This window comes from Shinella sp. (genome assembly GCF_052438155.1).
Classification (GTDB): domain Bacteria; phylum Pseudomonadota; class Alphaproteobacteria; order Rhizobiales; family Rhizobiaceae; genus Shinella.
In genome coordinates this window covers 205,823-230,165 of the sequence record NZ_JBQVPI010000006.1, presented here as the reverse complement: position 1 = coordinate 230,165, position 24,343 = coordinate 205,823, and the positions used below count along the sequence as shown (strand labels likewise).

Annotated in this window: 18 protein-coding genes and 1 pseudogene; 13 read left to right on the top strand and 6 right to left on the bottom strand. The window is 63.5% G+C overall.

Annotated elements, in window-relative coordinates:
• Positions 1-7 precede the first annotated feature (7 nt).
• Positions 8-1,036, top strand: coding sequence for a sensor histidine kinase (locus tag ACT6VE_RS13940; protein WP_444799179.1), 1,029 nt, complete (start codon positions 8-10; stop codon positions 1,034-1,036).
• A 40-nt stretch (positions 1,037-1,076) separates the two neighbouring features.
• Here ACT6VE_RS13940 and ACT6VE_RS13935 read toward each other — a convergent pair whose 3' ends face one another.
• From ACT6VE_RS13935 to ACT6VE_RS13925, 3 genes are all read right to left on the bottom strand, one after another.
• On the bottom strand, positions 1,077-1,214 hold the full coding sequence (locus tag ACT6VE_RS13935; RefSeq protein WP_444799178.1) for a hypothetical protein: 138 nt from the start codon (positions 1,212-1,214) through the stop codon (positions 1,077-1,079).
• A 105-nt stretch (positions 1,215-1,319) separates the two neighbouring features.
• On the bottom strand, positions 1,320-2,468 hold the full coding sequence (gene dgoD / locus ACT6VE_RS13930) for a galactonate dehydratase (protein ID WP_069061143.1): 1,149 nt from the start codon (positions 2,466-2,468) through the stop codon (positions 1,320-1,322).
• A gap of 58 nt (positions 2,469-2,526) precedes the next feature.
• Positions 2,527-3,267 (bottom strand): FadR/GntR family transcriptional regulator, encoded by a 741-nt coding sequence (locus ACT6VE_RS13925; RefSeq protein WP_444799177.1) that lies wholly within the window; start codon positions 3,265-3,267, stop codon positions 2,527-2,529.
• A 165-nt stretch (positions 3,268-3,432) separates the two neighbouring features.
• Here ACT6VE_RS13925 and ACT6VE_RS13920 point away from each other — a divergent pair, with 165 nt between their 5' ends.
• Positions 3,433-4,962, top strand: a complete 1,530-nt coding sequence (locus tag ACT6VE_RS13920; RefSeq protein WP_444799176.1) for a UxaA family hydrolase — start codon at positions 3,433-3,435, stop codon at positions 4,960-4,962.
• Between the two features lie 3 nt (positions 4,963-4,965).
• Here ACT6VE_RS13920 and ACT6VE_RS13915 read toward each other — a convergent pair whose 3' ends face one another.
• Together ACT6VE_RS13915 and ACT6VE_RS13910 are read right to left on the bottom strand one after the other, a co-directional pair.
• Positions 4,966-5,319, bottom strand: a complete 354-nt coding sequence (locus tag ACT6VE_RS13915) for a VOC family protein (protein WP_444799175.1) — start codon at positions 5,317-5,319, stop codon at positions 4,966-4,968.
• Between the two features lie 10 nt (positions 5,320-5,329).
• Positions 5,330-6,379 (bottom strand): GntR family transcriptional regulator, encoded by a 1,050-nt coding sequence (locus ACT6VE_RS13910; RefSeq protein ID WP_444799174.1) that lies wholly within the window; start codon positions 6,377-6,379, stop codon positions 5,330-5,332.
• Positions 6,380-6,575: 196 nt separating this feature from the next.
• On the opposite strand from ACT6VE_RS13910, the gene ilvD reads away from it, so the two are divergent.
• On the top strand, positions 6,576-8,411 hold the full coding sequence (gene ilvD / locus ACT6VE_RS13905) for a dihydroxy-acid dehydratase (RefSeq protein WP_444799173.1): 1,836 nt from the start codon (positions 6,576-6,578) through the stop codon (positions 8,409-8,411).
• Positions 8,412-8,453: 42 nt separating this feature from the next.
• Here ilvD and ACT6VE_RS13900 read toward each other — a convergent pair whose 3' ends face one another.
• Positions 8,454-8,858: a GFA family protein gene (locus ACT6VE_RS13900; protein WP_444799172.1), complete on the bottom strand. Its 405-nt coding sequence runs from the start codon at positions 8,856-8,858 to the stop codon at positions 8,454-8,456.
• Between the two features lie 85 nt (positions 8,859-8,943).
• On the opposite strand from ACT6VE_RS13900, the gene ACT6VE_RS13895 reads away from it, so the two are divergent.
• The 10 genes and pseudogenes from ACT6VE_RS13895 to ACT6VE_RS13850 form a co-directional block, all read left to right on the top strand.
• Positions 8,944-9,405, top strand: coding sequence for a MarR family winged helix-turn-helix transcriptional regulator (locus ACT6VE_RS13895; protein ID WP_444799171.1), 462 nt, complete (start codon positions 8,944-8,946; stop codon positions 9,403-9,405).
• An 81-nt stretch (positions 9,406-9,486) separates the two neighbouring features.
• Entirely contained in the window at positions 9,487-10,221 is a 735-nt protein-coding gene (locus tag ACT6VE_RS13890; protein WP_444799170.1) for a DUF899 domain-containing protein, read from the top strand.
• A 42-nt stretch (positions 10,222-10,263) separates the two neighbouring features.
• On the top strand, positions 10,264-11,040 hold the full coding sequence (locus ACT6VE_RS13885; RefSeq protein WP_444799169.1) for a VOC family protein: 777 nt from the start codon (positions 10,264-10,266) through the stop codon (positions 11,038-11,040).
• Positions 11,041-11,166: 126 nt separating this feature from the next.
• Entirely contained in the window at positions 11,167-14,499 is a 3,333-nt protein-coding gene (locus ACT6VE_RS13880; RefSeq protein ID WP_444799168.1) for a transglutaminase family protein, read from the top strand.
• Between the two features lie 35 nt (positions 14,500-14,534).
• Positions 14,535-16,928, top strand: coding sequence for a circularly permuted type 2 ATP-grasp protein (locus tag ACT6VE_RS13875; protein ID WP_444799289.1), 2,394 nt, complete (start codon positions 14,535-14,537; stop codon positions 16,926-16,928).
• 22 nt (positions 16,929-16,950) lie between these two features.
• Positions 16,951-17,838, top strand: a complete 888-nt coding sequence (locus ACT6VE_RS13870) for a transglutaminase family protein (protein ID WP_444799288.1) — start codon at positions 16,951-16,953, stop codon at positions 17,836-17,838.
• Between the two features lie 141 nt (positions 17,839-17,979).
• On the top strand, positions 17,980-19,215 hold the full coding sequence (locus tag ACT6VE_RS13865) for a vWA domain-containing protein (RefSeq protein WP_444799167.1): 1,236 nt from the start codon (positions 17,980-17,982) through the stop codon (positions 19,213-19,215).
• Between the two features lie 218 nt (positions 19,216-19,433).
• Positions 19,434-21,893: a glycogen/starch/alpha-glucan phosphorylase gene (locus ACT6VE_RS13860; protein ID WP_444799166.1), complete on the top strand. Its 2,460-nt coding sequence runs from the start codon at positions 19,434-19,436 to the stop codon at positions 21,891-21,893.
• A complete protein-coding gene (glgB, locus tag ACT6VE_RS13855; RefSeq protein ID WP_444799165.1) occupies positions 21,893-24,106 on the top strand; it encodes a 1,4-alpha-glucan branching protein GlgB in 2,214 nt (737 codons plus the stop codon). The genes ACT6VE_RS13860 and glgB overlap by 1 nt, the downstream gene beginning before the upstream one ends.
• Before the next feature lie 25 nt (positions 24,107-24,131).
• Positions 24,132-24,343 (top strand): annotated as a pseudogene (locus ACT6VE_RS13850) (sugar phosphate nucleotidyltransferase); the annotation flags it as partial.

The following is a 24,343-nucleotide window of genomic DNA, read 5'->3' as shown; positions in this document are numbered from 1 at the left end:
AGCATTCATGGTCGGCATATGGAATTGGCGCGAGGCCCTCGTTCTGGCCGTTACCCTGTGGACGGCGCTTTCCATCAACGACATCCTGATGCTGCCGGGCGGCCTGCCCATCATCGCGCCCGGTTGGCTGAGCAGCATTCTGCTCGCCCTCGTCCTGGCAAGACTGCTCCACCATCTTCAAACCCTGCCGAAAAAGCAGGCCATAGGCTTCGGCATTCTCGCCGTCTTCGTTGCCGCTGTCAGTCAGGCCGTGTTCGATATCGCGGTGATCATGATGGTCGGCCCGCATGCATTGCCCGGCGGCCTGAGCGTGCCGGGCTTTGCCCTCGCCGATACGTGGGGCAAGGCCATTCTGCAGTTCCGCTTCAGCTTCATTTGGAATGCCGTGGTTTTCGGCTTCTATGTGGCGGCGCTCTCGCTGCTCAATGCGCAGCGCCGCAAGCTGGACGCGGAATTGCGGGCGCTGCGTTACGAACTCAATCCGCATTTCCTCTTCAACACGCTGAATTCCATTGCCGGCCTGATCGAGGAAGGGTCGGGCGGGCGGGCGGACCGCATGGTGCTGTCGCTCTCGCGTTTCCTGCACACGACACTCTCGCTCGATCCGTTGCATGACGTGCCACTGGCAGAAGAGATCGCCCTTCAGCGCGACTACCTCGAAATCGAGCATGAGCGGTTCGCCGACCGCATGGCCTTCGACATCCGCCTTCCGGCAGATCTCGGGGTGGCGCTCGTTCCCAACCTCATCCTTCAGCCGCTGATCGAGAACGCGGTCAAGCACGGCGTTGCTCCGGCGCGCAAGCGCGTCACCATCGTGCTGGAGGCGAAACGGGAGGGGGATCGACTGGTGCTGAGCGTCGAAAACGATCTGCCAGACGAGCAGGTGGAACGCAAGCCGGCCGGCATGGGCGTCGGTCTCAGGAATATCAGCGACCGGCTGCAAGCGCGTTTCGGCAGCCGGTGGCGCTTCGCGTCAGGTCCGGTGGATGGGGGCGGCTACCAGGCCGTCATCACATTGCCGTTCCGGACGGCCTGAAGGCCTGCGGCCTTCAGGCCGATCGCAAGCCGCTATCGGCTCAGTTCAGCGGAACACTCAGGCCACCGGAGACCGGCGGACGGGCATAGGTCGTGTTGCTGCTAGCCCCAGTCGTGTTGCAACCCGCAAGGGCCAGAACCGCAAATGCGACGACGACGAAACCGGAAATGGGACGCATGGACCTCTCCTTTATGGTGTGCCCGTAACACATAGGCATGCGGGATGATTCCGTCCACCATGACGCGAATAGAAAAGCCCGGCGCGATGCCGGGCTTCTGCAAGTCTACCACTCGGCGACGCTGCCATCCTCGTGACGCCAGACGGGATTGCGCCAGCGATGGCCTTCCTTGGCCCGCTCGATGACATATTGCTCATCCACCTCGATGCCGAGACCAGGCCCCTGCGGGATCGACACGAAACCGTCCGCATAGTGGAACACCTCCTTGTTCGAGATGTAGTCGAGGATGTCGTTGCCCTTGTTATAGTGGATGCCGAGGCTCTGCTCCTGGATGAAGGCATTGTGCGAGACGGCATCGATCTGCAGGCAGGCGGCAAGCGCGATCGGCCCCAGCGGGCAATGCGGCGCTAGCGCCACGTCATAGGCTTCCGCCATCGCTGCGATCTTGCGGCATTCCGTGATGCCGCCGGCATGGCTGAGGTCGGGCTGGAGGATATCGACATAGCCGTCCGACAGGACCGACTTGAAGTCCCAGCGCGAGTAGAGGCGTTCACCCAACGCAATCGGCGTCGAGCAATGGTTGGCGATTTCCTTCAGCGCCTCGCGGTTTTCGGAAAGCACCGGCTCCTCGATGAAGAGCAGCTTGAACTGCTCGAGTTCCTTCGCCAGCACCTTGGCCATCGGCCGGTGCACGCGGCCGTGGAAATCGACGCCGATGCCGATATAGGGGCCGATCGCCTCGCGGATCGTCGCGATGGTCTCGACCGCCTTTTCCACCTTGTCCCAGGTGTCGACGATTTGCATTTCCTCGCAGCCGTTGAGCTTGATGGCCTTGAACCCGCGGGCGACGACCTCCTTGGCATTGTTGGCGACGTCGGCCGGCCGGTCGCCGCCGATCCAGGAATAGACCTTGATCTTGTCACGCACCTGGCCTCCGAGCAGCGCATGGACCGGCTGGCCATAGGCCTTGCCCTTGATGTCCCACAGCGCCTGGTCGATGCCGGCGATCGCCGACATGTGCACGGCGCCGCCGCGGTAGAAGCCGGCGCGGTACATCACCTGCCAATGGTCCTCGATCAGCAGCGGATCCTTGCCGACAAGGTAGTCCGACAGTTCATGCACGGCCGCTTCCACGGTCAGCGCACGCCCCTCCACCACCGGCTCGCCCCAGCCGACAATGCCCTCGTCCGTCTCTATCTTCAGGAACATCCACCGCGGCGGCACAATATAGGTCGTCAGCTTGGTGATCTTCATGTCGTTTCATCCCTCGTCGGTTTGTCTTCGGTCACGGGCTTTTCGCCCGCGGAATTCGTCAGCCGGCCTTGCCAATCAGGCCGGAAAGATCACGCGCGGCGAGATCGAGAATGTTGCGCGAGCATGTCTCTGCCCGCGTGCCGTCCCGCATGCGCAACGCATCGACCAGCTCACGGTGCACGCCCAACGCCTCGTCGCGTTTCCCAGAGGCCCGGTTGGAGGCGTGAAGCGCATGGGAAAGGGCCGCATGAATGATCGAGGAGAGCTGGTGAAACACCTTGTTGTGACTCGCCTTGAGGAGGGTCTCGTGAAAGCGGGTGTCCGCCGCCGTGAACGCTTCCAGATCGCCTTCCGCATCTCCCATCTCGTCGCAGGCCCGTTCGAGGTCGGCGATTTCCTGCGCCGTCGCGCGGGATGCAGCAAGAAAGGCGGCCGCGGGTTCCACCGTGCGGCGCGCCTCCAGGATCGAGCTTAAAAGCTCTGCCGACAGCACGTCCGGCCCCATCCATTCGAGAATCTGCGCGTCGAGCACGTTCCATTCGGACCGGTCCAGGACGAGCGTTCCGACGCGGGGCCGGCCATGCACAAGGCCTTTTGTCTCCAGCACCTTCAGCGATTCGCGAATGACGGTGCGGCTGACGCCATAGGTCTCGCAAAGGTCGCTCTCGCGCGGCAAAACCGTGCCCGGCGGAAAACGCCCGCCGCAAATGTCCGCGCCGATCGCCGCCGTCACGTTATGGCGCACACGCGGGCGACGCGATTGCGGCCGCTGCGCCTGTCTCTTTGCCTTGTCCGCCACGCCATCCCCATCGGCTGGAGTTAATCATCATACAATTACAAACAAATCATATGACAAATTGATGGCGAAGACCATGACCCACCCCGTTCATTCGAACCATTATTCGCATTATTGACTTTTGCTGACAAAGTGCATAATGCACCGAACCCAACCGCAGGAGCCGCCATGCTCGCCGAACTCCCCGCCGTGCTCGTCCTCAACGCGAAAGACAATGTCGGGGTCGTGCCCGCCAATATCGATGCCGGCCGGGCGCTGGTGAACGGCGTCGCGGCGATCGAGCGCATTCCGCGCGGCCACAAGGTGGCAATCGAGCCGATTGCGGAAGGCGCGGCGGTCCTGAAATACGGCCAGATCATCGGCTATGCGACGAAGGCGATCCGTCCCGGCGAACATGTGCACCTGCAAAACCTCGCCATTCTCGATGTGGCGCTGAAACACGAATTCTGCATCGACAACACCCCGCCCGTGATGGTGCCCGAAGCCGAGCGCCGCACCTTCGACGGCTATGATCGCGGCAATGGCCGCATCGGCACGCGCAACTATATCGGCATTCTCTCGACGGTGAACTGTTCCGCCACGGTCTCGCGCTATGTGGCGGAGCATTATGCCCGCAAATTCCGCGAGACCGGTCACGACAATATCGACGGCGTAGTGGCGCTCACCTATGGCGGCGGCTGCGCGCTGAACCTGAAATCCGAGGGCGGACGCATCCTCACCCGCACCTTCAAGGGCTATGCCCGCAACCCGAATTTCGGCGGCATCCTGATGATCGGCCTCGGCTGCGAGACCTTTCAATATGGCCCGCTTGTCGAGGAAGCCGGGCTGGAGGAAGGAAAAACCTTCCGCAAGATGATGATCCAGGAACAGGGCGGCACGCGAAAGACCATCGAGGCCGCCTGCGCGATGATCGACGACATGCTGCCCGATGTCGGCCGCATCCGCCGCACCCCGCTGCCCGTCTCCGGCATCAAGCTGGCACTCGAATGCGGCGGCTCGGACGGTTATTCCGGCATTTCCGCCAACCCGGCGCTGGGCATCGCCTCTGACCTTCTCGTGCAGGAAGGCGCCACCACCGTGCTGTCCGAGACACCGGAAATCTATGGCGCCGAACACCTTCTGACCCGCCGTGCCGCCCGTCCGGCGGTGGCGGAAAAACTGCTCGCCCGCATCGACTGGTGGCGGGACTACACGGCGAAAAACGATGCCGAACTCAACAACAACCCCTCCTTCGGTAACAAGGCCGGCGGGCTCACGACCATTCTCGAAAAGTCGCTCGGCGCCGTCGCCAAGGGCGGCTCGATGCCGCTCAACGCCGTCTATGAATATGCCGAAGAGGTGACGGAACCGGGCTTCGTCTTCATGGATACGCCCGGCTACGACCCGGCCGCCGTGACCGGCCAGATCGCCGGCGGCTGCAACCTCGTCGCCTTCACCACCGGCCGCGGCTCGGTTTCCGGCTACAAGCCGGCACCCTGCATCAAGATCGCCACCAACACGCCGATGTACGAGCACATCAAGGAAGACATGGACATCAATTGCGGCACGATCGTCGACGGCACGGAGACAATCGAGCAGGCCGGCCGCCGCATCTTCGAATTCGTCATCGCGACTGCCTCCGGCCGCAAGACCGCAAGCGAAGCCTTCGACTACGGCGACAACGAATTCGTGCCCTGGCAGGTCGGCGCGATTACCTGACCGTCAGGCGTGCATGAGGATATTGACGAGCGTGCCGGCTGGATCGCGCACGAAAAAACGCCGCACGCCCCAGGGCTCGTCCGCCGGCCCGTATTCGATCGCATAACCGGCCGCGAGCACGGCGCGATGAACGGCATCCACGTCATCCACCTCGATCGACAGCCCCGGCACCGGCGTGCCCGCGCCGCCTTCGGAAGCGAAGCTCACCTGCAAGGGCATCGTACTGCCTGCGAGCCCATAGGTGGCGATCCAGCCGTGATCCATCAGCAGGTCCAGCCCGAGAATATCCTTGTAGAACCGCGCGACCACCGCAGGCTCGGCCGTTTCGATGTTCGCGACAATGCGTTTGACCTTCATTCCAATCTCCTCAGCGCGAGGCGGGCGCTGCATAGACCGGCATCTCCGGCCGGTGCGCGTCGCGCAGTTCCGCGACGCGTGCGATGACCTTGGGTAGCGAAACGGTAATGTGGTGGCGCAGCGTCTCGGCCGCGCGCTCGCTATCGTCCACGTCAAGCGCCCGGAACACCGCCAGGTGCTCGGCGATGAACGGCTCGTCGGCGGGCATGCGGTGCGAGACGCCGATGATATGCTTGCTGACATTGAGCATGAAGCGCGCGCGGCGCAGCGCGATCAGCAACTCCCGGTTCGGGCAATAGCCGAGGCAGGTAATGTGCAGGTCCGTTTCGAGATCGTCCATCGCCTCGACGGACAGGTCGGGATAGACGGCAAGCGCCTCCTCCAGCCGATGCGTCATGGTATGCCGCTCGGCGGGCGGGATGAAGGGTGCTGCCCTGTTCAACGCCATCGGCTCCAGCGCCACGCGGATATCATGCAGGTCGCGCATGCGGCCCTCGTCGAGCGGCACCAGCGTCCAGCGCATGCGCTCGTCCTTTTCCATGATGCCGAGCGCTTCGAGCCGGGTCAGCGCATCCCGCGCCACCTGCCGGCCGACGCCGCGGGCGCGCGCCAGTTCCACCTCGTTGATCCGATGCCGCCCGAAGACGGAGAGGTGCACCAGTTCCCGCTCCAGGCTTTCGTAGATCGCCTCCCAGGCCGGCGCCTTGCGCAGGCCCGGTGCCTCCTCGTCGAGGCCGAGCATTCCGGCGGTCAACGCCACCCGTTTCGGCCCGCTGCGCCCCTGCCCCACCAGAAAACCGCGCCCGTCGAAACGCCGGATCTGACCGGCCGTTTCGAGAAGCGCGAAAGCTTGGCGAACGGGTGTCCGCGTCGAGGCGAAGACGGTCGCGACCGGCCCTTCGAGCAGCAGCGCGCCCTTGGGCAACCGGCCCGCAGAGATGGCATCTGCCAGCACATCGCGAATACGCAGATAAAGCGGGCTTTTGTCGAGCGCCGCTTCGGGGCTTTCCGCGCCCGCCTCTGCCAAAACCTGCCCCGTGCCGTTCATGGCGCGGACCATGGCATGAATGCCTTGTGCCGACAACGGTCATGTCCGGCACCGATCGCCGGCAAGGAAATTGCGCCGCAGCGTCAAAAAATCATCATTCCTTTCGTGACGCCGGGGGCGTTTTGCGCTAGGGAAACCCTTCCAAGGCTCGCAATCCGGTCCTCCAAGGGCCATATGCGCACCACGTCCGATGTCAAGGAACAGACCCATGCCTGCATATCGCTCCCGAACCACCACCCACGGCCGCAACATGGCCGGTGCCCGCGGCCTCTGGCGCGCGACCGGCATGAAGGATTCGGATTTCGGCAAGCCGATTATTGCGGTGGTGAACTCCTTTACCCAGTTCGTGCCCGGCCACGTGCACCTGAAGGACCTCGGCCAGCTCGTCGCGCGCGAGATCGAGAAGGCTGGCGGCGTCGCCAAGGAATTCAACACGATCGCCGTCGACGACGGCATCGCCATGGGTCATGACGGTATGCTCTATTCGCTGCCGTCGCGCGAGATCATCGCCGACTCGGTCGAGTACATGGTCAATGCGCATTGCGCCGACGCCATGGTCTGCATCTCGAACTGCGACAAGATCACGCCCGGCATGCTGAATGCCGCGATGCGCCTCAACATCCCGTCGGTCTTCGTCTCCGGCGGCCCGATGGAAGCCGGCAAGGTCGTGCTGCACGGCAAGACCCACGCGCTCGACCTCGTCGACGCCATGGTCGCTGCCGCCGACGACAAGATCTCCGACGAGGACGTCGCCGTCATCGAGCGCTCCGCCTGCCCGACCTGCGGCTCCTGCTCCGGCATGTTTACCGCCAATTCGATGAACTGTCTGACCGAAGCCCTCGGCCTGTCGCTGCCGGGCAACGGCTCGACGCTGGCGACCCACGCCGACCGCAAGCGCCTGTTTGTCGAAGCCGGCCACCTGATCGTCGATCTCGCCCGCCGCTACTACGAGCAGGAAGACGACAGCATCCTGCCGCGCTCGGTTGCCAACAAGCGCGCCTTCGAAAACGCCATGTCGCTCGACGTCGCCATGGGCGGCTCGACCAACACCGTGCTGCACATCCTCGCGGCCGCCTATGAAGGCGGCATCGATTTCGACCTGAACGACATCGACCAGCTGTCGCGCCGCGTGCCCTGCCTCTCCAAGGTCGCCCCGGCCAAGCAGGACGTGCACATGGAAGACGTGCACCGCGCCGGCGGCATCATGCGCATCCTCGGAGAACTCGACCGCGGCGGCCTCATCCACCGCGACACGCCGACCGTGCATGCCGAAACGCTCGGCCACGCCATCGACCGCTGGGACATCACCCGCACGACCAGCGAGACGGTGCGCACCTTCTTCCGCGCGGCACCGGGCGGCATCCCCACCCAGGTCGCCTTCAGCCAGTCGGCCCGCTGGGACGAGCTGGATACGGACGGCGAAAACGGCGTCATCCGCTCCGTCGAACACCCGTTCTCGAAGGATGGCGGCCTCGCCGTTCTGTCCGGCAACATCGCGCTCGACGGCTGCATCGTGAAGACGGCCGGCGTCGATGAATCGATCCTGAAATTCGCAGGCCCCGCCATCGTCTTCGAAAGCCAGGATGCAGCCGTTAAGAGCATCCTCGCCAACGAGGTGAAGGCCGGTGACGTCGTCGTCATCCGCTACGAAGGCCCGAAGGGCGGCCCCGGCATGCAGGAAATGCTCTATCCAACGAGCTACCTGAAGTCGAAGGGTCTCGGAAAGGCCTGCGCGCTCGTCACCGACGGCCGCTTCTCCGGCGGCACCTCGGGCCTGTCGATCGGCCATGCCTCGCCGGAAGCGGCGCAGGGCGGCACGATCGGCCTGGTGCGTGATGGCGACCTCATCGAGATCGACATCCCGAACCGCACGATCAACCTCTCCGTTTCCGAGGAAGAGCTGGCAACCCGCCGCGCCGAGCAGGACAAGCTCGGCTGGAAGCCGGCCGCCCCCCGCAAGCGCAACGTCACGACGGCGCTGAAGGCCTATGCCGCCTTCGCCGCCAGCGCCGACAAGGGCGCCGTGCGCATCCTGCCGGAATAATATTCAGCCGGGCGTGAAACATGTTTCGCGCCCGGCCTCATTTCACAGGTGCCGCGTCTCGGCCGGCGTGTTCCACCAGGCATTGTTCCGCCCGTCGAAATACTGAACCGGCAGCGCCGCCAGTTCGCTATGCTCGATATCATCCAGGCAGGCGACATTGATCGAGACATAGTCTCCGCCGATCTCCTCGACATAGCCCTTGCCGAACGGCGACACGCCGCAAGTCTTGCAGAAGTGGTGGTGCCCGCTCATCGTGCCGAACTGGTAGTCGCCGAGATCCGCCTCGTCACATTGCAGGCGAAAGGCATCCGGCTTGATCTGGGCGCCCCAGGAACGCTTCTTCGCGCAGATCGAGCAATTGCAGCGACCCGTGCCGGCGGAGAGGTCGATATCGGCCTCGTACCGGATTTTCCCGCAATGGCAGCTTCCCTTATAGGTCTTCAACATGATGCTCTCCTCGCTTGCGTCCGTCGGCCTAAAATGACAATATGCTGTCAAATTCACCCTCGCAGAATGACAGTATGTTGTCAATATGAATCCTGACCGCACCCCTACCGGCGATGCCTTTGCCGCCTTCGCCATCTCGGTTCTGCGCCTTGCGGGCCATCTGCAGGCTGCCGGCGATGCGCTGGCGAAACCCGCCGGCCAGACCAGCGCACGCTGGCAGGTGCTCGCCGCCGCCGACCATGCACCGATGTCCGTTGCCGATGCCGGCCGGGCGCTCGGCATGACGCGGCAGGGCGTGCAGCGCGTCGCCGACCTGCTCGAAAAGGACGGCCTTATTCTCTATGCGGAAAACCCCGCCCACCAACGCGCCAAGCTGATGGTGCTGACCGACGCGGGCAAGGCGACGCTCGACGCCATCAAGGCCCGCCAGGCCGTCTGGGCCAATGCGCTTGGCGCGCTCTTCGATAAAAAGCAGCTCCGCGAAGCAACCGAGACCGTCATCACGGCGTTACAGGCCGTTGAGAAACAATCCGTGCCGGACGACTGAAACCGGTCGACGCTTTGACACGGACAAGGAATGTTGATACCAACTTATTTGTCGAAAGCCCGTGAAAGAGGAGTCCGGAGCATGAGACCGAACCACGAAATCGTATCGCAGGAAGACTGGCTCGCCGCCCGCAAGGCGCTGCTGACGCTGGAAAAGGAGGAGACCAAGCTGCGCGACAAGGTACGCGCGGAACGCCTCAGCCTGCCCTGGGTCAAGGTGGAGAAGGACTACACCTTCGACACACCCGACGGCCGCAAGACCCTGGCCGAGCTGTTCGACGGCCGCAGCCAGCTCATCGTCTACCACTTCATGTATGGCCCCGACTGGGATGCCGGCTGCCCCGGCTGCTCCTTCATGGGCGACCATATCGACGGCATGCTGCCGCATCTCAACAATCACGACGTGACGATGATCGCCGTCGCCCGCGCGCCGCTGGACAAGCTTCTGGCCTACAAGACGCGCATGGGCTGGAAATTCCCATGGTTTTCCTCCTATGGCAGCGATTTCAACTTCGATTATCATGTCTCCTTCACCAAGGAGGAGCTGGCCAGCGGCAAGGTCATGTACAATTACCGCGAGACCGACGCCGCCGATGCGCATGACGAACTTCCCGGCCTCAGTGTCTTCTTCAAGGACGAGGACGGCACCGTCTACCACACCTATTCCGACTATGCCCGCGGCGGCGAGGAAGCGCTCGGCACCCTGATGATCCTCGACCGCGCGCCAAAAGGCCGCAACGAGACGGGCACGCTGAGCTTCGTCAAGCGCAAGGACGAATATGCCGATACGCCAAAGGCCCATTCCTGCTGCGGCTGACCGACAGGCCCAGAGCCTCAAGAGAAAAAAAGGGAACATCACATGCACAAGGATTATGGCAAATTCTGCTGGTACGAGTTGATGACGACGGATGTGCCCGCCGCCGAACGCTTCTACGCATCGGTCGTCGGATGGTCGATGCGCGATTCCGGCATGCCGGGCATGAACTATGTGCTCGCCTATTTCGGCGAGACGCAGGCCGCCGGCATTGCTGAACTGCCGGAAGAAGCCACGGGCATGCCGCCCGCCTGGATGGGCTATATCTTCACGGACCGGATCGAGGACACCGTGAAGGAGATCGCCGCGAATGGCGGCACGATCATGCGAGCGCCGGACGACATTCCCGGTATCGGCCGCTTCGCCGTCGTCGCCGATCCGCATGGCGCGGTCTTCTCGCTCTTCACCACCGAGGACGAAGGCCCAGCCCAGCCCGGCATGATGGAGCCGGGTCGTATCGGCTGGAACGAATTGATGGCAGGCGACCTCGATACGGCCTGGGATTTTTACGCGAAAACCTTCGGCTGGACCAAGGACAAGGCGGTCGACATGTCGGACGCCGGCATGGGCATCTACCAGACGTTTGCCGCAGGCGGCGGCGATGCTATCGGCGGCATGATGACGAACCCGCCCGGCTCGCCCGTCCCGCCGTGCTGGGGCTATTACTTTGTGGTCGAAGGCCTCGATGCCGCCGAAAAGCGGGTTACGGACGGCGGCGGCAGCGTCACGATGGGTCCGATGGAAGTGCCCGGCGGTGCCTGGATCCTCAATTGCGTCGATCCGCAGGGCGCACATTTTTCGCTGGTCGCCATGAACCGCTGATACCTGCGAGACCAAGCGGCCTGGGTCTGCGCGCACCCCGCGCCATTCCCGCTTGCAATCTCTCTTCGCATTGCACAAACTCCCCTCGATGGCGGCATCAGACCGCCCGAGGGGAACAGAGCGCGCATGTCGATCAAGGCCGGTATCTACCACCTCACCCATTACAAGTACGACAACCCGGTCCGCCTCGGACCCCAGATCATCCGGCTGAAGCCGGCAGCGCATTCCAAGACCAAGGTCATCAGCCACTCGCTGAAGGTTTCTCCCGAAAACCACTTCGTGAATCTCCAGCAGGATCCCTACGGCAACTATCTCGCCCGCTACGTCTTTCCCGATCCGGTGACCGAACTGAAGATCGAAGTGGACCTCGTCGCGGACATGACGGTCTACAACCCGTTCGACTTCTTCGTGGAGGAGGAGGCGGAGCACTGGCCCTTTGATTATCCGGAGGATCTACGCGAAGACCTCAAGATCTATCGCGCACCCGAGCCGATGGACCCGGCGCTCGAAGCCTACATGAAGACCATCGACCGCACGCCAAAGCAGCGCACGCTGGACATGGTCGTCGCCCTCAACGCACAGGTCCAGCAGTCGGTCGGCTACGTCATCCGCATGGAACCGGGCGTGCAGACGCCGGAACAGACGCTGACGAGCGCGCTGGGCTCGTGCCGCGATTCGAGCTGGTTGCTCGTGCAGATCCTGCGCAATCTCGGCTTCGCCGCCCGCTTCGTCTCGGGCTACCTCATCCAGCTCGCACCGGATCTCAAGGCGCTCGACGGCCCTTCCGGCACCGAGGTCGACTTCACCGACCTGCACGCCTGGTGCGAGGTCTATCTGCCCGGCGCCGGCTGGATCGGGCTTGACCCGACGTCGGGTCTGCTCACCGGCGAAAGCCACATTCCGCTCGCCGCCACGCCGCACTTCCGCAACGCCGCGCCGATCAGCGGCGGTTATTTCGGTGAGGCGAACACCGAATTCGACTTCGCCATGACCGTGACCCGCGTGGCCGAGCATCCGCGCATCACCAAGCCGTTTTCCGACGAAAGCTGGGAGGCACTGAACACCCTTGGTCGCGAGATCGACACCGTGCTGGCGAGCAACGACGTGCGCCTCACCATGGGCGGCGAACCGACCTTCGTCTCCATCGACGATTTCGAATCGGAGGAATGGAACACCGCCGCCGTCGGCCCGACCAAGCGCGAGAAGGCCGACGAACTGATCCGCCGGCTGCGCGAGCGCTTCGCCCCGGGCGGTTTCCTGCATTACGGCCAGGGCAAGTGGTATCCCGGCGAAAGCCTGCCGCGCTGGACCTTCTCGCTCTATTGGCGCAAGGACGGCAAGCCGATCTGGCACAACCCGGACCTGATCGCCACCGAGGGCGCCGACACCGAGGTCACCGACAAGCAGGCAGCCGCCCTCCTGGCCGGCATCGCCGCCGAGTTGGAGATCGGGGAGGATATGATCATCCCCGCCTTCGAGGACCCGGCGGAATGGATCATCAAGGAAGGCAGCCTGCCGGAAAATGTCGACCCCTCGAACTCCAAGCTCGAAAGCCCGGAAGAACGGGCGCGCATTGCCAAGGTGTTCGAGCGCGGTCTGACGACTGCGACCGGCTACATCCTGCCGGTACAGGCCTGGAACGCCAAGGCCGGTGGCCCGCGCTGGGTGAGCGAGAGATGGCGCACCCGCCGTGGCAAGATCTTTCTCATTCCCGGCGATTCACCGATCGGCTTCCGCATGCCGCTCGGCACCCTGCCCTATGTGCCGCCGTCGCAATATCCCTACATCCACCAGGCCGATCCCTCGATCCCGCGTCAGCCCCTGCCCGACTACAGCGCCCCGGCGCGGACATTGGCACAGGCATCGCTGCGGGCAGCCGAGCCGCAGCAGGACCGCAATGAGCAGAACATCGCCGGATCGACGGGCGATATTCGCGGTGCGGTGCGCACTGCGCTGAGCGTCGAGCCGCGCGACGGCCGCCTGTGCGTCTTCATGCCACCGGTTGAGCGGATCGAGGACTATCTCGACCTGATCGCCGCCGCCGAGAAAGCCGCCGCCGATCTCGGCCTGCCGGTCCATATCGAAGGCTATGCGCCACCGCAGGACGAGCGCATCAACGTCATGCGCGTCGCCCCCGATCCGGGCGTCATCGAGGTCAATATCCATCCCGCCAGCAACTGGCAGGACTGCGTGGCGATCACCACCGCGACCTATGAGGAGGCCCGCCTCACCCGGCTCGGCGCCGATAAATTCATGATCGACGGCCGCCACACCGGCACCGGCGGCGGCAATCATGTGGTCGTCGGCGGCGACAACCCCAACAACAGCCCGTTCCTGCGCCGGCCGGACCTGCTGAAGAGCCTCATCCTGCACTGGCAGCGGCATCCCTCGCTGTCCTATCTGTTTTCCGGCATGTTCATCGGGCCGACCAGCCAGGCGCCGCGCATCGACGAGGCGCGGCATGACACGCTCTACGAGATGGAAATCGCGTTTGCGCAGGTGCCGCTTCCCGGCACGGCACAGCAGCCCTTGCCGTGGATGGTCGACCGGCTGTTCCGCAACCTGCTCACCGACGGCACGGGCAACACCCACCGTTCGGAAATCTGCATCGACAAGCTGTTTTCGCCGGACGGCCCGACCGGGCGTCTCGGCCTCGTCGAGTTCCGTGGCTTCGAGATGCCGCCGAACGCGCGCATGAGCCTTGCACAGCAACTCCTTATCCGCGCACTCATCGCCCGATTCTGGCAGAATCCGGCGGACGGCGGCCTGGTGCGCTGGGGCACCACGCTGCATGACCGGTTCATGCTGCCGCATTTCGTCTGGCAGGACTTCCTCGACGTGCTTGCGGACCTCAAGGGCAACGGCTTCGATCTGCGCCCGGAATGGTTTGCCGCTCAGCTCGAATTCCGCTTCCCCTTCTGCGGCGAAGTGGAATACGAGGGCGCCAATCTGGAAGTCCGCCAGGCGCTCGAACCCTGGCATGTCATGGGCGAACAGGGGGCGGTCGGCGGCACCGTGCGTTATGTCGATTCGTCCGTCGAGCGGCTTCAGGTCAAGCTGGAGACCGCCAATCCGGAGCGTTACACCGTCACCTGCAACGGCCGGCCCATCCCGCTGAAATCGACGGGCGCGCGCGGCGTTTCCGTGGCCGGCGTGCGCTACAAGGCCTGGCAGCCGGCCTCCGGCCTGCATCCGGGGCTGCCCGTCAACACACCGCTTACATTTGACATTTATGATACATGGTCGCGGCGGGCGATCGGGGGCTGCATTTACCACGTTGCCCATCCGGGCGGACGCAACTATGACACCTTCCCGGTGAACGGAAACGAGGCCGAGGCGCGCCGGCTGGCGCGATTCGAGCCCTGGGGGCACAGAGCGGGCGGCTATACGCTATGGCCGGAAACAGCATCAGCGGATTTTCCGCTGACGCTGGATCTGAGACGGCCGCCCGGTATCTAACCCTCTATAGGAGAGAATGATTGAAGACCACGAGTGTGGAGGCAGAACGCATCACAGCCGACGCGGCGCAAACGCCGTCACGCGGCTATGCGCCGCTTCCGGGCGTGGCCGACGAGATGGTCGATACGCATGGCAAAGTGCGTCCCGTCTGGCGGCATTTCCTGAAAGCGCTCGACCGCATGGACGAAACGGACCTTGCCGGCCGCTTCGCCCGCGCCGACCGGTATCTGCGCGATGCCGGCGTCTTCTACCGTGCCTATGGCAAGGAAGCGAGCACCGAGCGGGCCTGGCCGCTATCGCACATTCCCGTGCTCATCGATGAAGCCGAGTGGGAAACCCTGTCGCGCGGCCTCACCCAGCGCGCAGAGCTTCTGGAAGCCGTGGTCGCCGATATCTACGGCAAGAACGAGCTCGTTGCGAACGGCCTGCTGCCACCCGCCCTCGTCGCCTCCAACAGCGAGTTCCTTCGCCCGCTCGTCGGCGTGCAGCCGGCCGGCCAGCACTTCCTGCATTTCATCTCCTTCGAGATCGGCCGCGGGCCGGATGGCAACTGGTGGGTGCTCTCCGACCGCACCCAGGCCCCCTCCGGCGCCGGCTTCGCGCTGGAAAATCGCGTGGCGACGACGCGCGCCTTCTCCGACGTCTATGCAGAAACCCATGCCCATCGCCTCGCCGGTTTCTTCGGTGCCTTCCGCAGCACGCTACAAGGCAACAAGTCGGCGGAGGACCGCATCGCGGTTCTCACCCCGGGCCTTGCCAACGAAACCTATTTCGAACACGCTTATATCGCCCGCTATCTCGGCTTCATGCTGCTCGAAGGCGAAGATTTGACGGTCGTCGGCGGCAAGGTGATGGTGCGCACCGTAGCCGGCCTCAAGCCGATCGGCGTGCTCTGGCGGCGTCTCGATGCCTCCTTCGCCGACCCGCTGGAACTCAACCAGAATTCCCATATCGGCACGCCCGGCATCGTCGAGGCCCTCCGGTCCGGCTCCGTCAGCATCGTCAACGCGCTGGGCGCCGGCGTCGTGGAAACACGCGCCATGCTGGCCTTCCTGCCGAACATCTGTCGCCAGCTTCTCGGCGTCGACCCGATCCTTCCTTCCATTGCCACCTGGTGGTGCGGACAGAAGAACGAGCGGGAGCATGTGACGCAAAACATCGAGCGTATGGTGATCGGACCGGCCTATTCGACCCGGCCGTTCTTCGATGACAACGAACAATCTGTGCTCGGCTCATCGCTGCGCGACACCGCCAAGCAGTCGGTCGCCGAATGGCTCACCTCCGACGGCGCCAAGCTGGTCGGCCAGGAGGCGGTGACGCTATCCACAACCCCGGCCTGGGTCGATGGCAAGCTGGTGCCGCGGCCGATGAGCTTGCGCGTCTTCGCCGCCCGCACGCGCGATGGCTGGCAGATCATGCCGGGCGGTTTCGCCCGGATCGGCGCCGGCAACAATGTCGCGGCCATCGCCATGCAGGAAGGTGGTTCGGCGGCGGACGTCTGGATCGTCAGCCCCAAGCCGGTTGAGCGCACCTCGCTTTTGCCCGCGGAAGCGGAATTTACGCGCAACATGCCCGGCAGCCTGCCGAGCCGCGCCGCCGACAATCTGTTCTGGCTCGGCCGCTATATCGAGCGGGCGGAAGGGGCATTGCGCATCCTGCGCGCCTGGCACGGCCGCTATGCCGAATATGCCAATCCCGAACAGCCCCTCCTGAAGGACGTCAGCGACTATCTCGACGCGCTCGGCATCGACACGGCAGAAGCCGTGCCGAGCACGCTGATCCGCAGCATCGACAGCGCCGTCTTCTCCGCCAGCAACATCCGCGACCGCTTCTCGCCCGATGGCTGGCTGGCGTTGAACGACCTCTCGAAGACCGCGCGCCGATTCCATCTCAGCGTCCAGGCTGGCGACGACACCACCCGCGCCATGACCGTGCTGCTGCGCAAGCTCGCAGGCTTCGCGGGTCTCGTGCATGAAAACATGTACCGCTTCACCGGCTGGCGCTTCCTGTCGATCGGCCGCCACCTCGAACGCGGCCTGCACATGACGCGCCTGCTTGGCCACATGTCCGGCGAGGATGCACCGGACGGCGCACTCGACATGCTGCTCGAGATCGGCGACAGCGTGATGACCCACCGCCGCCGCTACAATGTGGCGACGGCGCGCCTGACGGTCACCGACCTCCTGGCACTCGACGCGCTTAACCCGCGCTCGATCCTCTACCAGCTGAACGAGATCAAGAACGAGGTCGAGCAGCTGCCGAATGCCTATTCAAACGGCCAGATGTCGCCTTTCTACCGCGAGGCCATGCGGCTGCACGCGGGCCTTGCGGTGATGACGCCGGAAACCATGACGGACGCGACCTACAAGCGGCTCGAGGCGGAGATGGAAAAGCTCTCCGACATCCTCGCAAAGACCTATCTGAGTTGAGCGGGAGGGAGACGCTGTGACCATGCTCTACGACGTCAACCTCACCATCAGCTACCTCTACGACACGCCGGTCTCCGGCGGGCGGCACATCGTGCGCGTGCTGCCGCTGTCGATCGGCGGCCGCCAGCGGCTCGTCGCCGGCACGGTCGGCGTCAATCCGGGTCCCGGCGAGCGGGTCGATCACAACGACTTCTTCGACAACCCGATGAGCGCGATCCTCTTCCGCAATGCGCATGAGCGGCTGGATATCCGCATGCAGGCACGCGTCCATGTCGATATGCCGGAGCAGGCCGCCGACTTTTCGCCGTGCGTCGCCGACCTGCCGGAAGATATCGCCAATTACTGGTCGCTCGATGCCGGTTCGCCGCACCACTATACCGGGCCGAGCCCGCGCCTGAAGGAATGCCCCGAGATCGCCGAATATGCCCGCGCCATCGCCAAGCCGGACATGACGATCCGCGCCATCGCGACCGCGATCTGCGCCCGCATCCACAAGGATTTCACCTACGATCCGAAGGCGACCAATGTCGACACTACGCCACGCGAGGCCTTCAAGCTGAAGCGCGGCGTCTGCCAGGACTTTACCCATGTGATGATCGTGGCGCTTAGAAGCCTCGGCATTCCGGCCGGCTATGTCAGCGGCTTCCTGCGCACCATCCCACCGCCGGGCAAGGAACGGCTGGAGGGCGCCGACGCCATGCATGCCTGGGTGCGCTACTGGTGCGGCCGGGTGAACGGCTGGATGGAGCTCGACCCGACCAACAACATTCCCGCCGGCACCGACCACATCGTCGTCGCCTACGGCCGCGACTATGCCGACGTGGCGCCGGTCATCGGCGTCCTCAAGGGCTACGGCCAGCACAAGACCACGCAGGCCGTCGACGTCATCCCGGTGCGCCAGACGGCATGAAATCCCGTTTGGAAACAACGACAAACGCCGGGACTGCGGGATCGGCGCAATTTTACGAAAACTATACCACGCGGCCGAACCGATAAATAACACTTCGCTGCTAGCTTCACGCCACATTATGAAGATGGCGGGTGAGCTCTCATGACGAAGAAGATTGCGGAACAGACGTGGACGTCCCGGATATTGCGGGATCGTCGCGGCAATTTCGGAATGATGACGGCAATCCTCCTGCCGGTCATGCTTGCGGCCGGCGGTGTGGCGATTGACCTGACCAACATAGTGATGACGAGGGGCGAGCTTCAGGACGCGACCGACGCGGCAGCCCTTGCCGCCGCATCCGCCCTTGCAAATGACAACAAGAGCCCTGCGGAAGCGAAAGAAATCGCCATGCGCTTCCTGAAGGCGCAGATTTCCAACAAGGGCAGTGCCGTCGGCACCGGCGAGACCAAGCAGGATCAGAACGACCTCGACTCAGCCACGACCATCAGCATCAAGGAAACGGCTTTGAACGGCGCAGGCAAGTCGTTCAGCATCGATGTCTCGACCAAGTATGTCCTGCAGTTCAACGCCTTCACGCGACTGCTCGGACAGAAGTCGACGACGATGAACGCGACGAGTTCGGCGGAGAGTGCAACGGAATCGAAGAATGCCCTCTCGATGTTCCTCGCCCTCGACCGGTCTGGTTCGATGGCATGGATCACGGACGAGAAGGAAGCGGATCTCACCAAGAAGTGCCAGAACCATACGGAACAGAATTGGTTCAATGCCAGTTTGAAGACAACCGCGCCGTGCTACATTTCCAAGATCGCAGCGCTCAAGACAGCGGCGGCGAGCCTTTTCACCCAGTTGAACACCGCGGATCCGCAGGGCACGCTCGTGCGCACCGGGGCGGTAGCCTACAATGACCAGATGTTTTCTGCAGTCGATCTGGCCTGGGGCACAGGTGGCGCACTCACCTATGTCAACGCCATTCCGGCGGTTCCGCAAGGCGGCACAGATTCCAGCGGCGCCTTCGCGAAAGCCCTGGAAAAGTTGAGCGACCCCGCTGAGGCCACGTTCCATAAGAACAAGAACGGCCAGGTTCCCTCGCGCTACATCGTCTTCATGACCGACGGTGCGAACACCCACTACAAGGGCGCCACCAACAATACGAAATCGGACGAGGAAACGAAGAAGAGCTGCGATGCGGCGCGCATCGCCAAGGTCGAGGTCTATGCCGTCGCCTTCATGGCGCCGGAGCGTGGCAAGACCCTTCTGAAGTACTGCGCGACCACCGGCGCCAACTATTTCGAGGCGACGAACATGATAGCCCTGGTCTCCGCCTTCAAGGCGATCGGCGACCGCACGGCGGCAGCGATGGCGCGGCTGACCAAGTAAGTCGGCACGCCTCCACGAAATCCGCGAGAAAAAAGGCCCGCTGCATGCATATGCAGCGGGCCTTTTAGCATTTTTCCCGTATTTCAGGCATGCTGAAAATGCATGCGCCCTTTCTTGAAAAGGCGTATTGCAAGCGCTTCGGATAGATGCATAAATTGATTTAAACGTGATTTTCGTAAGAAACGAACGCAATGAATGCGAAGGGGCAAAGTTCACCGATGATGAACCGGGTTACCAACAACGACCTCGCTCCCGCTCTCCGATCTTCCGACGTCGAACAGCTCGCCACAGAGCTCCTCGAGCGTCTGAAATACCGTATCGGCAAGGACCCGAAAGTCGCCAAACCACATGACTGGCTGACCGCCGCCATCCTGGTTGCGCGCGACCGCATCACCGACAAGTGGATGGATAGCACCCGCCGCACCTACGCGACCGGCGCAAAGCGCGTCTATTATCTTTCGCTGGAATTCCTGATCGGTCGCCTGATGCGCGATGCGATGACCAATACGGGCATCATGGACCCGATGCGCGAGGCACTCGCCTCGCACGGCGTCGATATCGACGTCATTGCGGAACTCGAGCCCGATGCCGCGCTCGGCAATGGCGGTCTTGGCCGTCTCGCAGCCTGTTTCATGGAAAGCATGGCAACGGTGGACGTGCCGGCCTATGGCTATGGCATCCGCTACGTGCACGGCCTCTTCCGCCAGCAGATGGCGGACGGCTGGCAGGTCGAGCTGCCGGAAACCTGGCTTGCCCACGGCAACCCCTGGGAATTCGAACGCCGTGAAAGCTCCTACGAAATCGGCTTCGGCGGCGCCGTCGAGACGATCAATATCGGCGAGGACAAGCAGCGCTTCGTCTGGAAGCCGGCCGAGCGCGTCATCGCCACCGCTTTTGACACGCCAGCCGTCGGCTGGCGGGCAAAGCGCGTCAACACGCTGCGCCTGTGGGCCGCCAACCCGATCGACCCGATCCTGCTCGACGCCTTCAATGCCGGCGACCACATCGGTGCATTGAAGGAAAGCAACAAGGCGGAAAGCCTGACGCGCGTGCTCTATCCGGCCGACGCCACCGCCGCCGGCCAGGAACTGCGCCTTCGCCAGGAGTTCTTCTTCTGCTCCGCCTCGCTGCAGGACATCCTGCGCCGCCACCTTCAGCAGTATCCGGACTTCACGTCCCTGCCGGACGCCGTGGCCATTCAGCTCAACGACACGCACCCGGCCATTTCCGTCACCGAACTCGTGCGCCTCCTCACCGACGTGCACGGGCTGGATTTCGATGCGGCCTGGGACATCACCCGCCGCACGTTCTCCTACACCAACCACACGCTGCTGCCGGAAGCGCTGGAAACCTGGCCCGTGCCGCTGCTCGAACGGCTGCTACCGCGCCATATGCAGATCGTCTATGCGATCAATGCCAAGATCCTGCTCGAGGCCCGCAAGCAGCCGGGTTTCGAAGACCAGCGCATCCGCAGTATCTCGCTGATCGAAGAATCCGGCGAGCGCCGCGTGCGCATGGGTAACCTCGCCTTTGTCGGCTCGCATTCGATCAACGGCGTGTCCGCGCTGCATACGGAACTGATGAAGGAAACGGTCTTCGCCGACCTGCACAAGCTCTACCCGGACCGCATCAACAACAAGACGAACGGCATCACCCCGCGGCGCTGGCTGATGCAGTGCAATCCGGGCCTGTTCAACCTGATCCGCGAAGCGATCGGCGACGCCTTCATGGACGATGCCGAGCAGTTGAAGGCACTCGACGCCTTTGCCGACAAGAAGGACTTCCAGGAGCGCTTCGCCGCGATCAAGCGCGAGAACAAGAACCGCCTCGCCAATCTGGTCGGCAGCCGCATGGGCGTGCGCATCGATCCCGCCGCGATGTTCGACATCCAGATCAAGCGCATCCACGAATACAAGCGCCAGCTCCTCAACATCATCGAGGCCGTGGCGCTTTACGACCAGATCCGCTCGCATCCGGAGCTGGACTGGGCGCCGCGGGTAAAACTGTTCGCGGGCAAGGCAGCGCCGAGCTACCACAATGCCAAGCTGATCATCAAACTCGCCAACGACGTGGCGCGCGTCATCAACAACGACCCGTCCGTGCGCGGCCTGCTCAAGGTGGTCTTCGTGCCGAACTACAATGTCTCGCTCGCCGAGATAATGGTGCCGGCCGCCGACCTGTCGGAGCAGATTTCCACCGCCGGCATGGAAGCGTCGGGAACTGGCAACATGAAGTTCGCCTTGAACGGAGCGCTGACGATTGGCACCCTCGACGGGGCCAATGTCGAGATGCGTGACTGTGTCGGCGAGGAGAACATCGTGATTTTCGGCATGACCGCAGACGAAGTGGCGAAGGTCAGGGCCGACGGGCACAATCCGCGCGCCATCATCGAGCAGTCGAAAGAGTTGTCCCAGGCCCTCGCCGCCATTTCCTCCGGCGTCTTCTCACCGGACGACCGCAACCGTTTCACAGGCCTCACCGACGGCATCTACAATCACGACTGGTTCATGGTGGCGGCCGACTTCGACGCCTATTCCAAAGCGCAGCGCGATGTCGACGCCATCTGGGCCGACAAGACATCCTGGTATTCCAAGACCATTCGCAACACGGCGCGCATGGGCTGGTTCTCCTCCGATCGCACGATCCGTCAATACGCCAAGGAAATCTGGAGAGCCTGATGACCGCACCGCCGAAAAAAGGCACGACGGAACACCCGTCAGAACTTCTGGCGAAAACGGACATTGACGCAATTTTGGAAAGCCGGCACTGGGATCCGTTCGCAGTGCTCGGCCTTCACGAGGCGGGGGGTAAATTTGTCGCCCGCTGCTTCCTGCCCGGTGCGGCGGAGGCGACCGCCGAAACCCTGGCGGGCAAGGAGATCGGCGCGCTTAAGCAGGTACATCCAGCCGGCATTTTCGCTGGCGAGGTCTCCCTCAAGAAACTCCAACCGATCCGCTATCGCGCCCGCAACGAGGGCGGCGAATGGGTCGTCATCGACCCTTACAGCTTCGGCCCGGTGCTTGGGCCCATGGACGACTACTACATCCGCGAAGGCTCGCACCTGCGGCTCTTCGACAAGATGGGCGCCCATCCGATGACGCTCGACGGCACCGATGGCTTCCACTTCGCCGTCTGGGCGCCGAATGCCAAGCGCGTCTCCGTCGTCGGCAATTTCAACAACTGGGACGGCCGGTTGAACGCCATGCGGCTGCGCCGCGACACCGGCATCTGGGAAATCTTCCTGCCCGGCATCACCGAGGGCCATGCCTACAAATACGAGATCGTCGGCCCGAGTGGCGAAGTTCTGCCGCTGAAGGCCGACCCCTTCGCCCGCCGCTCGGAACTGCGGCCGAACAATGCGTCCATGACGACGGGGCCGATCACTCAGGAATGGGACGACGAGGCGCATCTCGCCCATTGGGCCTCCGCCGACGCCCGCCGGCAGCCGATCTCCATTTACGAAGTGCATGCCGGGTCCTGGCAGCGGCACGGCGATGGGGAATTTCTCACCTGGGACGAACTCGCCGACCGGCTGATCCCCTACTGCATCGACATGGGTTTTACCCATATCGAGTTCCTGCCGATCACCGAGTTTCCCTTCGATCCCTCCTGGGGCTACCAGACGACCGGCCTCTATTCGCCGACGGCGCGCTTCGGCGAGCCGGAAGGTTTTGCCCGCTTCGTCAACGGCTGCCACAAGGTCGGCATCGGCGTCATCCTCGACTGGGTGCCGGCGCATTTCCCGACCGACGCCCATGGCCTTGGCAAGTTCGACGGCACGGCCCTTTATGAGCACGAGGATCCGCGCCAGGGCTTCCATCCGGACTGGAACACCGCGATCTACAATTTCGGGCGCGCGGAGGTGCTGTCCTACCTCATCAACAACGCGCTCTACTGGGCGGAGAAATTCCATCTCGACGGGCTGCGCGTCGATGCGGTCGCCTCGATGCTCTACCTTGATTATTCGCGCAAGCACGGCGAATGGGTGCCGAACGAATATGGCGGCAACGAGAACCTCGCCGCCGTGCGCTTCCTGCAGGAGATGAATGCCCACGTCTATGCCGCCCATCCCGGCATCCTGACGATTGCCGAGGAATCCACCTCCTGGCCAAAAGTTTCGGCGCCCGTGCATGACGGCGGCCTCGGCTTCGGCTTCAAGTGGAACATGGGCTTCATGCACGACACGCTGCAATATTTGTCGCGCGAGTCGGTGCACCGCAAGTTCCACCACAACGACATGACCTTCGGCCTGCTCTATGCCTTTACGGAGAACTTCGTGCTGCCGCTATCGCATGACGAGGTGGTGCACGGCAAAGGCTCGCTGATCGCCAAGATGGCCGGCGACGACTGGCAGAAATTCGCCAACCTGCGCGCCTATTACGGCTTCATGTGGGGCTATCCCGGCAAGAAGCTGCTCTTCATGGGGCAGGAATTCGCGCAGTGGCAGGAGTGGAGCGAGGAGAGATCGCTCGACTGGAACCTGCTCGAATATCCGCTGCACGAGGGCATGCGCCGGCTGGTGCGCGACCTCAACGGCACCTACCGCCGCAAGGCCACGCTGCACGCCCGCGATTGCGAAGGCGACGGCTTCGAATGGCTGATCGCCGACGACCGGGAAAACTCGGTCTTCGCGTGGCTTCGCAAGGCGCCGGGCGAAAAGCCGATCGCCGTCATCACCAACTTCACCCCCGTCTACCGCGAGAACTACGCGATCCCGCTGCCGGCGGAGGGCCGCTGGCGGGAAATCCTCAACACCGATGCCGAGATCTATGGCGGCAGCGGCAAGGGCAACGGCGGTGCGGTGCAAGCCAAGAAACAAGCCAACGGAACGATCTCAGCCGCGCTCACCTTGCCGCCTTTGGCAACGCTGATGCTGGAGCTGGACACATAACTCGACTGTCGGGAGGACGGACACTATGGAGCAAAAGCGGATTCAACCCCTCGCCCGTGACGCGATGGCCTATGTTCTTGCGGGCGGCCGAGGAAGCCGCCTGAAGGAACTGACGGACCGGCGCGCCAAGCCCGCCGTCTATTTCGGCGGCAAGGCGCGCATTATCGATTTCGCGCTGTCCAATGCGCTGAATTCCGGTATCCGCCGCATCGGGGTGGCCACCCAGTACAAGGCGCA